The sequence below is a fragment of the Mycobacterium sp. SMC-4 genome (assembly GCF_025263265.1).
Lineage (GTDB): Bacteria > Actinomycetota > Actinomycetes > Mycobacteriales > Mycobacteriaceae > Mycobacterium.
On sequence record NZ_CP079869.1, the window covers coordinates 1,641,170 to 1,654,746 of the forward strand.

Here is a 13,577-nt window from a genome sequence, read left to right on the forward strand (position 1 = left end):
GCATAGCAGAATCGTTCTCATGGCCGCCAACCCCCGTGCCGGAACGCCGGCGCAGCCCGAGGACCTCATCGACGTCGCCGCGGTGGTGACGGCTTACTACACCGTGGCGCCCGACCCCGACGATGTCGACCAGCAAGTCAGCTTCGGGACCTCCGGGCACCGTGGTTCCAGCCTGGACGCGGCATTCAACGAAGCGCACATTCTGGCCACCACCCAGGCCATCGTCGAGTACCGGGCCGGCCAAGGCATCGACGGGCCGCTGTTCATCGGCCGCGACACCCACGCCCTGTCCGAGCCGGCCTGGTCCTCGGCGCTGGAAGTGTTGGCCGCCAACGGTGTTGAGGTCATGGTGGATTCGGCGAACCGCTACACGCCCACGCCGGCGATCAGCCACGCGATCCTGAGCCACAACCGGGGCCGAGAGACCGGCCTGGCCGACGGGATCGTCGTCACCCCGTCGCACAACCCGCCCCGCGACGGCGGGTTCAAGTACAACCCGCCGCACGGCGGTCCGGCCGACACCGACGCGACCGCGGCGATCGCCAAGCGGGCCAACGAGATCTTGCGGGACGGACTCACCGCGGCCAAGCGCGTCCCGCTGGCCCGCGCACTGCGCAGCGCGCACCGGCACGACTACCTCGATGCCTATGTCGCCGATTTGCCGAACGTGGTCGATCTGCACGCGATCAGTGCCCAAGGCATCCGCATCGGCGCCGATCCGCTGGGTGGAGCCAGTGTCGATTACTGGGCCGCCATCGCCGAACAACACAACCTGGACCTGACCGTGGTGAACCCACTCGTCGATGCCACGTGGCGGTTCATGACGCTGGACACTGACGGCAAGATCCGGATGGACTGCAGTTCGCCCAATGCGATGGCCGGACTGATCGCCAACCGGGATGCCTATCAGATCGCCACCGGCAACGACGCCGACTCCGACCGGCACGGCATCGTCACGCCGGACGGTGGACTGCTCAACCCGAACCACTACCTGGCGGTGGCCATCGATTACCTGTTCGCCCATCGGCCCGACTGGGCCGCGCAGACTGCAGTCGGCAAGACCGCTGTGAGCTCGTCGATCATCGACCGGGTGGTGGCCGGGCTGGGCCGCGAACTCGTCGAGGTGCCGGTGGGCTTCAAGTGGTTTGTGGACGGACTGCTCGGCGGCATCATCGGTTTCGGCGGTGAGGAGAGCGCTGGAGCGTCGTTCCTACGACGCGATGGCTCGGTGTGGACCACCGACAAGGACGGCATCATCATGGCGTTGCTGGCTGCCGAAATTATCGCGGTCACCGGGATGACGCCGTCGCAGCGCTATGCCGAGCTGGCCGAGCGGTACGGCGCGCCCACCTACGCCCGCATCGATGCCCCCGCCGATCGAGAGCAGAAAGCACGACTGGCCAAACTGTCGCCCGAGCAGGTCGCCGCCACGGAGCTGGCGGGCGAACCGATCACCGCGAAACTGACCTCCGCCCCAGGCAACGGTGCACCACTGGGTGGTCTGAAGGTGACCACGCAGAACGCGTGGTTCGCCGCGCGCCCGTCGGGAACCGAGGACGTCTACAAGATCTACGCCGAATCATTCCGTGGGCCAGACCATCTCGCTGAGGTGCAAGCAGCGGCCCGCGAGGTGGTGACGGCGGTCATTTCGTGACCTCGCCCGCTCAGGGCGACTGCGAACCCGAGGGCAAGCGCCGCCTGCCCCGCGAAGTCTGGGTGCTGGTCGTCGCCAACGTCGTGGTGGCGCTGGGCTACGGCGTGGTGGCCCCGGTGCTGCCGCAATACGCCCGGCACTTCGGTGTCAGCATCAGCGCCGCGACGTTCGTCATCACCGCATTCGCGGTCATGCGGCTGGTCGGCGCGCCGCCGGCGGGGCTGCTGGTCCAGCGACTCGGGGAGCGCCACGTCTACATCAGCGGGCTGATCATCGTCGCCGTGTCGACGGCAGCCTGCGCGTTCGCCCAAACCTATTGGCAACTATTGCTGTTCCGTTCGCTGGGCGGCATCGGTTCGGCGATGTTCACGGTGTCCTCGCTTGGGTTGATGATCCGGATCTCGCCGCCGGACGCGCGCGGTCGTGTCGCGGGATTGTTCTCCTCCGGTTTCATGATCGGCTCGGTCGGCGGGCCGATCCTGGGCAGTCTGACCGTCGGATTCGGACTGTCGGCGCCGTTCCTGATCTACGGTGCCGCGCTGCTGGTTGCGGCCACCGTGGTCTTCGTCAGCTTGCGCAACTCACCGGTGGTCGGCCGGCCCGAAGCCGAAACCGAAGCTCCGGTGCCGTTCCGCACCGTCTTCGGGCACCGGGCCTACCGCGCCGCATTGTTCTCCAACTTCGCCACCGGGTGGGCATCCTTTGGACTGCGCATCGCGTTGGTGCCGCTGTTCGTCGTCGAGGTGCTGGGTCGCGGTCCGGGCGCGGCCGGCCTGGCACTGACCGCGTTCGCGGTGGGCAACATCTCGGTCGTCATTCCCAGCGGTTATCTGTCCGATCGGCTCGGACGGCGCAAGCTGATGATCTTCGGGCTGGCGTTGGCTGCGGTGTCGACCGCGCTGGTCGGGTTCACCACCTCGCTGCCGGTGTTCCTGGCCGCGGCCTACATCGCCGGCGCGGCGACCGGCATCTTCATCTCCCCGCAGCAGGCCGCCGTCGCCGATGTGGTGGGCAACAAGTCGCGCGGCGGGACGGCAGTGGCGACGTTCCAGATGATGGCCGACTTCGGCGCGATCGGCGGGTCGCTGCTGGTCGGTCTGATCGCCCAGTACACGTCTTACGGCTGGGCCTTCCTGATCAGCGGCATCATCCTGGGCGTCGCCGCGGTGTTCTGGGTCTTTGCCCCTGAGACCCGGCCGCGGCAATCCGACGAGCACACCGAGCCCCGGCCGCTGGGGCCCGAGGCCGGTGGCGAGGTGCCGTGACCAGCGATTTTGAACGGCAACCGGTGGTGGTGTAACTTCGGTGGGCACAACTTGAGGGGCTATGGCGCAGTTGGTAGCGCACCACACTGGCAGTGTGGGGGTCAGGGGTTCGAATCCCCTTAGCTCCACCAGATTTCTGGTCCTCACCAGCATGGACTCAAGGTTCCAATCCAGGTCCACGTCAGACGGTCCACATACAATCCGGGCATGTCGATCCGGATCCGGAGACGCAAGGACGGCTCCACCTACTCTCAAGTGCGGTTTCGTCATGCCGGCAAGGAAACGTCGGTGTCCTACGACGACCACGCCCAGGCCCTCCAGTTCGAGAATCTCGTCCACAAAGTGGGGGCTGAGAAGGCGCTGGAGATCTGCAAGATCGTCGCCGCCCCCGAGCGGACGATGACGGTGCGGTCCTGGCTGAAACGCCATAACCAGGCTTTGACCGGCGTGGAACCGGGCACGCTGGCCCGCTACAACTCCTACCTGGCTAACGACATCGGCCCGGTGCTGGGGGACCTCCCCTTAGCGGCACTGACGAAGGACGACGTCGCGCGCTGGATCAACGGGATGCGCACCAAGACCGGCGGCACGCCTTCCGGGAAGACGGTCGCCAACAAGCACGGCTACCTCGCCGGCGCGCTGAACGCCGCCGTCGCGGCCGGGCACATCAAAGCCAACCCGTGCGACGGGAACCGGCTGCCGCGCTGGGACCGCGAAGAGATGGTGTTCCTCACCCCCGACGAGTTCCAGCTGCTGCTGCCGTGCGTCACCGAGCCGTGGCGCCCCCTCGTCGAGTTCCTCGTCGCGTCAGGATGCCGGTGGTCGGAAGCCACCGCGCTCAAGCCCGCCGACGTCGACCAGGCCGCCGGCACCGTGCGGATCCGGCGCGCCTGGAAGACCGGCGACGGCGGCTACACCCTCGGCGTGCCGAAAACCCGCAAGAGCGTGCGCACCATCAACGTGCACTCCTCCGTGCTGGCCAAGCTCGACTACTCCGGCGAGTGGCTGTTCACCAACCCGGGCAGCGGCGCCGGCGGGCCCAGCAAGAAGCGCCCCGGCGCCGGCGGGCCGGTCCGGATCCACAACTTCAACCCCAACGTCTGGACACCCGCGCGGGCCCGCGCGAAAGAGCAAGGCCTGACCAAGAAGCCACGTGTGCACGACCTGCGCCACACGTGCGCGTCATGGCTGATCCAGTCCGGCCGGCCACTGCCGGCGGTGCAGCAGCACCTCGGCCACGAATCGATCACGACGACGGTAGGCGTGTATGGGCACCTGGACCGATCGAGCGGCCGAGGCAACGCCGACGCCCTCGGCGCCATGCTGGGCGGCTGAGCTTCGGGCGTCATCTGACCAGGCGCCATGAACCGCAGTGATGCGTCGCGAATACGACCCGTCCACCGGTGGACTCGATGATCCCCGTCCATGACGACACTTTCCCGGGCGGGGCGATGTTGACCTGGGTCGACTGACCCGGGTTCGCACTTCCTTCTCTGAGGATGGTGGCGCCGCTGTAGGGGTTCGTGAGCCGGATCGACCACTCGCAGGGCCGTGGAGAGCCGGTGGACTGCCATGTGCCCCAGTCCTTGCCGTCGACGCCGCCGATGTCGTGGTAACCGTCCCCGGGCATCACCTGGTGTGAGGGTGGAGCTTTCTTCGTCGTGGTGGTGCGTGTGTCGGACTTTCGCGATTCCCGATCGCGGCTGCTGTCGCTGCCGCATTGCGAGCCGAGCCACCCGACCGCGATCAGCAGCGCGACGACGCTGCCGAAGCCGACCTTTCCTTCAGCCATCCCCGTGCTCCCCGTGACTGTTCGGACAAACGATAGTGCGCGCGTCTAGGACGTGCCGATGGTTTCGTAGCCCGGTCGCCGGTTTTCACGAGAGAGGGCGATCCGTCGTAGCCGGTTCACGCTGACGGCTGCGTACGCGACCGCCTTCTCGGTGGCCAGCAGCCGACCGAGCAGCTGGTAGTAGCGAGTCGGCGACAACCCCAGCGCGCGGATGCCGTCCTCTTTGCCGGCGGCGGTGGCCCACCACTGCTGTTCCAGGTCGAGCATCGCTCGTTCGAGGTCGGTCAGGGTATCCAGAGCCACTGGTCCTCCAGGTGGTGTTCGAGCTCGGCGACCTCTAGCGGGTCGAGGCTGTCCATGCGGGCTGCCAGCATGGGCGGATCGACCCACAGGTGGTCTGCGAGCTCATCGGCGCACCGTGTCGAACACGCCCGAAGCGCGTCCACGAGGTCCGGTAGCTCAATGAGCCGGCGCGCCGCGGTGCGCTCGACGAGCGTCTCCTCGCGTGCCCGCAGCGCCGGCGCAGCCGGGAAGACGCGGCGCTCGTCGTGCACCAGTTCATGTGCGAGTGTGCAGCGCCGCTCTACCTGCAGCTGATGGCGGTCGATCAAGATGACATCGCCGCAGAGCACGCCGCGTCGGCCGCCTGGAAGGTCGATGAAGTCGACGGTCAGATAGCTGCGCTGGTTGAGATCGCCCCACGGGTCGTATTTCCCCATGCAACCGGACGGTAGGAGACGGGTCTGACACAAATCGCCTCTGACCAGGAATTACACTGTGGTGATTCGCGCTAGGATGCGAGGGCCATCGATAGCAGCGGCGCGGCAAATTCGGAATCATGGCGCTGCTGAGCCGTCATCACAGCGTTCCGTACCACCTCGAACGGAGGATTCATCAAGTCGTCGATGAATTCTTCCTCCGTCATGTCACCCGGAATCCGGTAGCGCCAGCCGCCAAGTGGGCTCAGTCATCGGCCGCCTCGGCGGCCTGATCTTGCTCCTCGCGCCGGCGGCGGCCCTCAGAAGAGCCGGCATCGCGAGCCGCCAGGTCATAGTCGTCCTTGCGCCCGTGTTCCTGCTGCTGTCGCTTGTCACGAAGCTGTGTCAGGAGGGTGTTTAGCTTCGACCCGTATGCAATCGATCGGTCGATCCCATCCTTGAGCGCCGGCTGTGCCTCCAGCGCATTATTCGCGAGGTACTCACATTCGGTAAGGAGCGCTGCGATCTCCCCGACGGAAAGCTCCTGGTGATGCTCGACGTACTCCAGCAGGGCTTCCAGATAGAGAAGCCAGTCCGGCTCTTCATAAGGCGCACGAACCTCGGCGCCGAACATCTTCGTCTCGATCGCTCTGACCGTGGCCTCGGAAGCGGTCATGCCTGCGACTCTGAGCGCATCGTCGACGTCCCAACCCACAGCGAGAGCCGCGGCAACGACGGTTTCTGCGGTCGTGCCGATGGGAACGTCCTGGCCTTTCGCTTTCTGGATGCCCGATTCGAGTTGATACCACCGCCCTGAACTGACCAGGCCACGCGTGCGCTCAGCTGCTTTCCGTGCGGATATGCCAGCGCGCTCACGCGCTGCCCTCAGTGCCGGCCCAAGAGGCCAGTCGTCACGCTCAGTCACGCCTCACATGTTCGCGTGCGAACAGATGCAAAGTCCATCTCTGCGCTCCGGGTGAACCTTTGCAATGACACGTTTGCAATTTTCGAACATCGCTGCTCAGGGCAATGTTCGCACCTACTTCGCGCAAATGCTTGCTGTTCGCGCTTGTTTGCACTACCGTTCGCACCATGGGAAAGCGATCCACCACTTACGGGGTCTGGCGGGAACTCCGCGTGATCCGGGAGCGCACTGGATGGGCTTCAGCCGACCTGTCGCGGGAGTCTGGGGTTTCGGCGCCGTATCTGTCCCAACTCGAAAACGGCGACCGCTGGCCCAACCCGCGCGTGACCAAGAAGCTGGCCGACGCCTTGCGGGTGCCAGTCTCAGTCCTGGAGCGACCGGCTTCTGAGAAGGACGTGGCCTAGATGGGCGCCGCCGACGAACGTCAGCAGTCCGCCGTGGTGAATGGCGTCATCCCCGACACCGGCGCCCCGTCTGGCACCTTCACTGCGTTGGAGCGCACTACCCCGATCGTGCAGCGTGCAGACGATGGCACCCCGACTACGACGTCGATGCGCGTCGCCAATGGCACGAAGAACGAGCACGCCTCGGTGCTGCGGCTCATCCGCGACAACATCGCCGACTTCGAGGAGTTCGGCTTGGTCGGATTTGAAATCCAACCAAGGCCGGCCGGTCAGCATGGCGGCGGTGATGTTCAGATCGCGATCCTCAATGAGGAGCACGCGACCCTGTTGCTGACCTACATGCGGAACAACGCGGTGGTGAAGGACTTCAAGAAGCGGTTGGTCCGCGAGTTCTCCGCGCTGCGTCGCGCTGCCACGCCTCAGACCCGCGAGGAGCGGTTTGCACTAGCGCTCGCCGAGGCCGGCCAGATGCTTGCTGAAAAGGACGAGCAGATCGCCGCGATCACCACGGAGAAGAAGTGCCTCGAAGCTGCGATCGAGCGGGACGCCCCGCTGGTCGCCAAGGCTGAGGCGCACACCGGCTCAGACTCCGATGTGCACCGGCAGGAGTTCGCCCGCGAGGTCCAGGCCTGGGGTGCGAAGCAGAACGTCGAGATCCGGCAGGCCGACGTGATGCGGTTCCTCGGCCACATCGGGTTGTTCATCCGCGGGGAACGTTCCGACACCGGCCACGCGACTGCCGAGGCGCAGCGCCGCGGGCTGTCGTTCACCCACAAAGACACCGCGAAGAACGGCTACGCCTACGCGGTGGGGAAGCTGACCCCGGCCGGCCAGGACTACGCCTGGAAGCGGATCACCAAGTACGTCGCCGAGCACGGCACCCTTCAGTTGCCGCGCGAGCTGCGGGGCGGTGATTCGGCGTGAAGTTCTCCGGCGAGTACCTGTACCGGGTGCGGATCGTCTCCTACCCGAAGGGGTCGTGGGAGCAGATCGGCGACCCCGAGGCCGACATGTGGATGCCTACCCCCGGGTGGCGGCCGCCGGGGTGGCGCCCGCAGGGTGACTACGTCCGGTTGCACGGCACCGACGAGTTCGTGTGGCCCACCACTACGCACGTGTGGGGGAGTTACGCGACGGCGAAGAAGCGGGCCGACCTCATTGAGTCGTTCGGGGCGACAGCCGTGGTCGAGAGGTCGAGCCGGATCATCTGGCCTGAACCTGAGGCGCCGGAGGTTGCGGCATGACCATCGTCACGCACAGCCTCGAAGAGTCGGCAGCGCTGATCTGCGGCGCCGACGAGCACGGAAACCCGCTACCGGGGAAGGTGCAGTGGCTGTCGCTGCAGCTGCGCAACGGGAAACTGCCCGGTTACAAGTCGGGCAGGAAGTGGCGGATGACCGACGAGCACATCGCCGAGGCCATCAAAGCTCTGGAGCCGCAGCGCATGTCGATACCTGACATTCCCGGCGTCCAAGGCATGACCCCGACATCGCGAAGGCGGTTGGCGGGATGAGCCCGCCGACAGCTGTCGCGACCAACCAACCCGGTGGTACCACAACAGGCCGAACGGCCCTCACCGGCAAGCACCTCGAATTGATGGTGCGCGCTGCGCACACAGCCCTCAGGGAGTGCGAGGTGGTGATCTCGCCGTCGAAGGTGAACCGCCTGGTGCGTCGCTTCGCGAAGGCGATCGGCCGGCAGGGCATGACGTTTCACGAGTTCCTATCCGACGAGGCGAACCTGTCACCGCGGCAGCGTGTCCAGCTTGTGGCGAACCCAGACCTGGCTCGTGCGATCGCCTACCTGGATCCGGTGGGGGAGACCGCGGTGAACCGGGTCATGAGGCAGCGCGGCTGGTAATGGGCGACGCCGTGGGGGTGGATCGGCGGACCAGGCGACTGGAAGCGAAGATCACCCGCTCGGACTGTGCGCTGCCCGAGATCGATGGGTGGCGGCTGTCCTGCCACGCGGCGGCACGCATGGTTGCGCGCCGCATCGAGATCGACTGGGTGCGTGAGGCTCTCACGCGACCTGGCCGGCCGAACCATCCGTCCGGCACTAGGAAGCACGTCGGTGACATGGCGATGTGTGTGGTGTCGGAGAAAGCGAAGGTCATCGTGACCGTGGGTTTCGGCTCACGCAACGGGGACCCCCGCCAGTAACTGATCGCGTCGCCTGCGGCCCACTGGTGCGCCCGGCGACTACCCGGCCGGGGTGAGACTCGCCCCCGTGTTTCCCCCGGCCGGGGACCCAAGAGTTTGGGCGGCCACCCGCTGGAACGAGTGGCCGCCAGAGACATCGAACGAACAGAGAGGAAATCCGATGTCAGATCAGGATGATATCCAAGGCAGCTTCATGGTGCACGCGGCGTTATCTGGTGAACCGCTCATCTTCATCCGGGATGAAGGTGCTCGGCTGCAGATCTACCCGTTCGGCGGGTTCGACGCATGCATGTTCATCAGCCCCGCCGACTGGCGGAAACTGAATAAGAAGGTGGAGGCCGCTATTAGCGCCGGCGTGAAGGCGCGCGTGGGCGAGGCTGTCGCCACTGACATGGCCGACCCGATCGTTGCCGCCTCACCCGTGCTGCATTCCTACCTGGCATGCGAGGGCATCGAGGTTCGGTCATGAGGCCTCGCCGAGCTCGGGCAGTCAACCGCGCCCTGATCGCCATGGCAGCTGGGTGGCTCATGGCAGCTGGCGTGTCGGTCGCCGAGTCCGACGCGCAGACGGCAGTCATGGCCGGCAGTTTCGGTGCCGGCCCGAACTACCGCACCTTGCAGGTGTGCCCGTGTGAGCGGTTGCGGTTCAACACGTTGCCGGTGTCGTCGAAGTCGGCGCAGCGGGCGATTACACGCTGGGCCGCCACACCCGCAGCTGAGGTGAAGTCGGCTGCGGTGCCAGGCTCGGGGCGGGTGCTGTTCGCCTATTCGCTGTCCGCTGACGGCGCGCTGGGGTGGGTGTGGTCGAACCCGGAGCAGGCGCGGCAGGTCGAGGTGTGGCTGCTGGGCTCGCTGAACACGGTCGGCAACGGCAACAAGGGCCGTAACCGCGCCGACGGGCAGGTGCTGCCCGATGGTGACTGGTCGAACGTGACGACGGTCGTCAAGCAGTACGACATTGTGGCTGACGCCCCGCATGATCGGTCGAACTGGCTGGCCGTGGCGAATGCGTCTCTCGCGGTTCACATGTTCGGCTACAACGGCCTGGACTTGACCGCCCCGGACTCGGTCTACGTGGACCCGCGCACCGGCGCCCGGACGTTGTATTTCCGCACCGATGTGTTGCCGATCCTCCGCTGGCGCGCGTGGTTCACCTCGCCGGAACGCATGGCCGAGCTCGACGCGAAGTATCGCCCGATCATCGAGGCCGCGTACGACCGGCCCGTCACGATGGAACCGAAAACGCAAGTGCAGGAGACGAAGACATGGACCGAACCGGACTCACGATCGGCCGCACCGCGAAATTCCGAATCGGAACCTGCGTTCACCGCAACTTCTGTCCGTACGCCGGATGGCCAGGACGAACCTGGCACATCTACGGAGTCCCGCAAGGCGAACCTCTCGGAACGTTCCGAACAGGCGCAGAAGCTCACGCGCGATTCGCGCAAGGACTCTGACCGTTCTGATGATCGTCGGCGTCCCCACCGGGCGGAACGAGGTGCGCGGTGAGCGACATGTCCCGGGCCGCGTGCGTCGAAGCGCCCGACGCGGAAATGTTCTTCGACTCGACTCGCTACGGCGATGCCTTGACCTACTGCGTGCGCTGCCCCGTCATCGACGCGCGCGCCCAGCTGCGGCGGGGCCGCAACCCCGGGGTGTGGGGTGGGGTCGCCTACGACGAGGACGGCCTGGTCGTCAACAGGACATGGTCACGCCACGGCACGGAGAGCGGCTACAACGCCCACCGGCGCCGCGGTGAAACCCCATGCCGGGCATGCAAGGCGGCGGCGAGCAGAGCGTCAAACCAGCGGCACCAACGCAGGCAGGCCATGGCGGTATGAGCAGGAGGACCTCGGAGCGCACCCTGATGCGCCGCGAACGCATCGTCGAACTCACCCGCAACGGCTGCTCCGCCCGTGAAATCGCCTCAATCCTGGGAATCACCCGCAGGACCGTGGTTCGGGTCCGGGAGGCGACCGGCACCTCCCAACCGGTAGCCGGGGTTCCGCTGACAGCCGACCAGGTTCGGCAGGCCGAACGGCTCCTCGACGACGGCTGCTCGATCAGCGAAGCCGCCCGCACGATCGGCTGCTCCTACCACACACTGCACCGCCGCTTCCCGGACCGGGTGTGGACCCGAGAACAGTGCGTCGAGCACGCGGCCATGTTGATGCGGTGGCGCCACATGTTCGACCGGGACTCGTTGCCGCACAACTATCGGAGGGTGTCATGACAACCATCCGTGCCGCGCTGGTTGTGTCCGGGATCGGCGCGGTGGTGTGGGCGTTGCTGTTGTCGTTCATCGCGTCGTGGTTCTGCCTTCTTGCAGTCGTCGGTGCCCTGCTCATCATCGCCGCCTACTGGCCGGGCGGTGACCCCGACTGTGGTTTCGACACGACGGTGTTTGGGCCGTCGGCCGACGACCGCTGCCGATGCGGCCACTACCTGGCCGTGCCGGGCGGGCGTGGCCACGGCGGAGATCCACACGGCAAGTGCAAGCACGCCGCGTGCGGCTGCACCCGATTCCGCCAAGACATCCACCGCCCGATCCCGAGTGAACCGCCAGGAGGCGCATTGTGAGCAAACAGCAGAGAGAAGCCGCGACGCTTCTGGCGTTGTGCGTGGCCCAACGCCACGCTCTCGAAGACCTTGAGAAAGAGGCCAAGGCGATCGTCGACTGCACCTACGGCGAGGAGAAGGTGTGCGGCGTCGTTGACGGCGTGGTGGTCGGCACTACCGGCCGCTATGAGCGCCGCCCGAACGAACCGTTCACTGTCCTCGACGAGGCGGGGTTCGTGGACTGGGTGAAGGCGCGCTACCCGACCGAGGTGGTGGAGGTGGTGCGGCCCGCGTTCCTGAAGGTGCTCGCCGAGCGGTCGGAGAAGCACGGTGTCCTCGTCGACGACGACGGCGAAGTGTGCGACGCCGTCAAATTGAACGATCCGATCGTGTCGGTGCGCACCTATGTGAAACGCACCGACGAAGCGCAGGCAATCTTCACGGTCCTGCAACAGTTCCCGCTCGCTGTCGTGGCTGACAGGATCCGTGAGCTCGCCGCAGAGGTCGACTGATGCGCCCCAAGACACCACCGCGGATCTGGACCGACGACGATGGGCGCGAGCATCGAACAATGACCGTGCAGCGATGCTGCAACGGCTGCCGCCGAGAGATCGGTGATGTCACCGCTGAGGAGATCGAGCGCGCTGTCGCCGGCTTGCCACTGCTCGACGTGCGAGACGAATGCCCCTGGTGCGCAACATTCCTCGCGGAGGCGGCCAGCTGATGAGCGGCGTGACGATCTCCTTCAAGCCGGCGACACGCGAGGCCTCCCATGCGCGCATCGCACTGTCGGGGCCATCCGGGTCCGGGAAGACGTACACCGCGCTCACCCTGGCTGCCGCGCTTGCTGACCGGTTCGCTGTGATCGACACCGAACGTGGGTCCGCCTCTAAGTACGTCGGATTGAATGGATGGCAGTTCGGCACCGTGCAACCCGACAGCTTCTCCCCGCTGTCGCTGGTTGACACTCTCGGCGTGGCTGCCGGCGCCGAGTACGGCTGCGTCGTCGTCGATTCCCTGTCGCACTACTGGATGGGTGTCGACGGCATGCTGGAGCAGGCCGACCGCCGCGCGAAGGGCGGCAACAGCTTCTCCGGATGGAAAGAGGTTCGGCCGGAGGAGCGCCGCATGATCGACGCCCTGGTGGCCTACCCGGGCCACGTCATCGTCACCATGCGTTCGAAGACCGAGTACGTCATCGAGGAGAACGAGCGCGGTAAGAAGGTGCCCCGCAAGGTCGGCCTGAAACCCGAGCAGCGCGAAGGAATCGAGTACGAGTTCGACGTCGTCGGAGACCTGGACCACGACAACACGCTGACGGTGGTGAAGTCCCGTATCCACACTCTCACCAAGGCTGTGATTCCCATGCCCGGTGAGGATTTGGCGGCGACGATCGCGGAGTGGTTGGCGAACGGCGAGAAGGTCCCGACGGTGGCCGAGTACCGCAAGCGCGCGCTCGCGCTGACGGATCTTTCTGAGCTGAAGGCCCTCTACGACGAGGTGATCGGGCATCGGATGGGGTCGGCGCCGACCATCGACGCCGAGAACCAGCCGACGCTGCTGGCTGAGCTGATCGAGGACCGCGCCCGCTGGCTCCGTCGTGCACCGCAGTAGGCGGCATCATGACCGAACGCCAAGGCTCCCTGATGCGGTGGATGGCTGACTGCGGTCACTGGATGGTCGTCTACTCGCTGGAGCCCACACCCAGCTGTTGCCCGGACTGCGCAGACGCGATGCGAGATGCGATCATTCACGCATTCGATCAGAGCGCGCCGTGGATCGAAATCGAGGGCCCGGGCGACTTCGACGAATGGTTCGCTGACTCGGGACTGGACGAGCTCCCCGCCGATCTGCGGCGGCAGCTGGCCGCGGCGTGCGAGAAGTTCGAAGAGGCGCGGCGGCTGGCCGAGGAAGCAGCCGATGTGTGCAGCACGGCTGCGCGTGACGCGATGCGCGCGCTCGACAAGTGGGTGCCTAGCGCGGAGCGGCTCACCATGCCGGAGGCGATAGATGCCTAAGCCCAGGATGATCGGCCCCAAGCCGCCATGCACCGTCGACGGGTGCTTGAAGGTTGCCGTTGCACGCGGGTACTGCGGCGCTCATTGGGCGCTGTGGAGG

Annotated in this window: 22 protein-coding genes and 1 tRNA gene; 19 read left to right on the forward strand and 4 right to left on the reverse strand. The window is 66.3% G+C overall.

All coding sequences use genetic code 11. The annotated features are described in order from the left end of the window. Positions 1–19: 19 nt before the first annotated feature. The 4 genes from pgm (at position 20) to xerC (ending at position 4,254) form a co-directional block, all read left to right on the forward strand. Positions 20–1,654, forward strand: a complete 1,635-nt coding sequence (gene pgm / locus KXD98_RS07795; protein ID WP_260763013.1) for a phosphoglucomutase (alpha-D-glucose-1,6-bisphosphate-dependent) — start codon at positions 20–22, stop codon at positions 1,652–1,654. Then, positions 1,651–2,919 (forward strand): MFS transporter, encoded by a 1,269-nt coding sequence (locus KXD98_RS07800; RefSeq protein WP_260763014.1) that lies wholly within the window; start codon positions 1,651–1,653, stop codon positions 2,917–2,919. The genes pgm and KXD98_RS07800 overlap by 4 nt, the downstream gene beginning before the upstream one ends. Before the next feature lie 55 nt (positions 2,920–2,974). Next, a tRNA-Ala gene (locus KXD98_RS07805) sits at positions 2,975–3,050 on the forward strand. A gap of 76 nt (positions 3,051–3,126) precedes the next feature. Further along, positions 3,127–4,254 carry a tyrosine recombinase XerC gene (gene xerC, locus KXD98_RS07810; RefSeq protein WP_260763015.1) on the forward strand — a complete coding sequence of 376 codons (1,128 nt, stop codon included), beginning with the start codon at positions 3,127–3,129 and terminating at the stop codon, positions 4,252–4,254. 10 nt (positions 4,255–4,264) lie between these two features. On the opposite strand, the gene KXD98_RS07815 is transcribed toward xerC, so the two are convergent. From KXD98_RS07815 to KXD98_RS07830, 4 genes are all read right to left on the reverse strand, one after another. Then, positions 4,265–4,711, reverse strand: coding sequence for a hypothetical protein (locus tag KXD98_RS07815; protein ID WP_260763016.1), 447 nt, complete (start codon positions 4,709–4,711; stop codon positions 4,265–4,267). A gap of 45 nt (positions 4,712–4,756) precedes the next feature. Continuing rightward, positions 4,757–5,014 carry a DUF3263 domain-containing protein gene (locus KXD98_RS07820; protein WP_260763017.1) on the reverse strand — a complete coding sequence of 86 codons (258 nt, stop codon included), beginning with the start codon at positions 5,012–5,014 and terminating at the stop codon, positions 4,757–4,759. Further along, a complete protein-coding gene (locus KXD98_RS07825; RefSeq protein ID WP_260763018.1) occupies positions 4,996–5,430 on the reverse strand; it encodes an ImmA/IrrE family metallo-endopeptidase in 435 nt (144 codons plus the stop codon). The genes KXD98_RS07820 and KXD98_RS07825 overlap by 19 nt, the downstream gene beginning before the upstream one ends. A 244-nt stretch (positions 5,431–5,674) precedes the next feature. Then, positions 5,675–6,334, reverse strand: coding sequence for a helix-turn-helix transcriptional regulator (locus KXD98_RS07830; RefSeq protein ID WP_260763019.1), 660 nt, complete (start codon positions 6,332–6,334; stop codon positions 5,675–5,677). A gap of 167 nt (positions 6,335–6,501) precedes the next feature. Here KXD98_RS07830 and KXD98_RS07835 point away from each other — a divergent pair, with 167 nt between their 5' ends. The 15 genes from KXD98_RS07835 (at position 6,502) to KXD98_RS07905 (ending at position 13,477) form a co-directional block, all read left to right on the forward strand. Then, on the forward strand, positions 6,502–6,738 hold the full coding sequence (locus tag KXD98_RS07835) for a helix-turn-helix transcriptional regulator (protein ID WP_260763020.1): 237 nt from the start codon (positions 6,502–6,504) through the stop codon (positions 6,736–6,738). Continuing rightward, positions 6,739–7,662, forward strand: coding sequence for a Rha family transcriptional regulator (locus KXD98_RS07840; protein WP_260763021.1), 924 nt, complete (start codon positions 6,739–6,741; stop codon positions 7,660–7,662). Continuing rightward, positions 7,659–7,982 carry a hypothetical protein gene (locus KXD98_RS07845; RefSeq protein ID WP_260763023.1) on the forward strand — a complete coding sequence of 108 codons (324 nt, stop codon included), beginning with the start codon at positions 7,659–7,661 and terminating at the stop codon, positions 7,980–7,982. The genes KXD98_RS07840 and KXD98_RS07845 overlap by 4 nt, the downstream gene beginning before the upstream one ends. Next, entirely contained in the window at positions 7,979–8,251 is a 273-nt protein-coding gene (locus KXD98_RS07850; RefSeq protein ID WP_260763026.1) for a hypothetical protein, read from the forward strand. Before KXD98_RS07845 ends, KXD98_RS07850 begins: the two co-directional genes overlap by 4 nt. A gap of 122 nt (positions 8,252–8,373) precedes the next feature. Continuing rightward, positions 8,374–8,598, forward strand: a complete 225-nt coding sequence (locus KXD98_RS07855; RefSeq protein ID WP_260763027.1) for a hypothetical protein — start codon at positions 8,374–8,376, stop codon at positions 8,596–8,598. Next, positions 8,598–8,900: a DUF4258 domain-containing protein gene (locus tag KXD98_RS07860; protein WP_260763029.1), complete on the forward strand. Its 303-nt coding sequence runs from the start codon at positions 8,598–8,600 to the stop codon at positions 8,898–8,900. The genes KXD98_RS07855 and KXD98_RS07860 overlap by 1 nt, the downstream gene beginning before the upstream one ends. Positions 8,901–9,060: 160 nt before the next feature. After that, on the forward strand, positions 9,061–9,369 hold the full coding sequence (locus tag KXD98_RS07865) for a hypothetical protein (protein ID WP_260763031.1): 309 nt from the start codon (positions 9,061–9,063) through the stop codon (positions 9,367–9,369). Positions 9,370–9,428: 59 nt separating this feature from the next. Next, positions 9,429–10,409, forward strand: coding sequence for a PE-PPE domain-containing protein (locus KXD98_RS07870; RefSeq protein ID WP_260763033.1), 981 nt, complete (start codon positions 9,429–9,431; stop codon positions 10,407–10,409). 5 nt (positions 10,410–10,414) lie between these two features. Continuing rightward, the gene (locus tag KXD98_RS07875; RefSeq protein WP_260765062.1) at positions 10,415–10,741 is read left to right on the forward strand and encodes a WhiB family transcriptional regulator; all 327 of its coding nucleotides are present in this window, start codon (positions 10,415–10,417) and stop codon (positions 10,739–10,741) included. Then, complete coding sequence (locus KXD98_RS07880; protein WP_260763035.1) at positions 10,738–11,133, forward strand: helix-turn-helix domain-containing protein; 396 nt, start codon at positions 10,738–10,740, stop codon at positions 11,131–11,133. Before KXD98_RS07875 ends, KXD98_RS07880 begins: the two co-directional genes overlap by 4 nt. Then, positions 11,130–11,480, forward strand: a complete 351-nt coding sequence (locus KXD98_RS07885; protein ID WP_260763037.1) for a hypothetical protein — start codon at positions 11,130–11,132, stop codon at positions 11,478–11,480. The genes KXD98_RS07880 and KXD98_RS07885 overlap by 4 nt, the downstream gene beginning before the upstream one ends. After that, positions 11,477–11,971 carry a hypothetical protein gene (locus tag KXD98_RS07890; protein WP_260763039.1) on the forward strand — a complete coding sequence of 165 codons (495 nt, stop codon included), beginning with the start codon at positions 11,477–11,479 and terminating at the stop codon, positions 11,969–11,971. The genes KXD98_RS07885 and KXD98_RS07890 overlap by 4 nt, the downstream gene beginning before the upstream one ends. Beyond that, positions 11,971–12,183 (forward strand): hypothetical protein, encoded by a 213-nt coding sequence (locus KXD98_RS07895; protein WP_260763040.1) that lies wholly within the window; start codon positions 11,971–11,973, stop codon positions 12,181–12,183. The genes KXD98_RS07890 and KXD98_RS07895 overlap by 1 nt, the downstream gene beginning before the upstream one ends. Beyond that, positions 12,183–13,073, forward strand: coding sequence for an ATP-binding protein (locus KXD98_RS07900; protein ID WP_260763043.1), 891 nt, complete (start codon positions 12,183–12,185; stop codon positions 13,071–13,073). The genes KXD98_RS07895 and KXD98_RS07900 overlap by 1 nt, the downstream gene beginning before the upstream one ends. Positions 13,074–13,081: 8 nt before the next feature. Continuing rightward, positions 13,082–13,477: a hypothetical protein gene (locus KXD98_RS07905; RefSeq protein WP_260763045.1), complete on the forward strand. Its 396-nt coding sequence runs from the start codon at positions 13,082–13,084 to the stop codon at positions 13,475–13,477. The last annotated feature ends 100 nt before the right edge of the window (positions 13,478–13,577 follow it).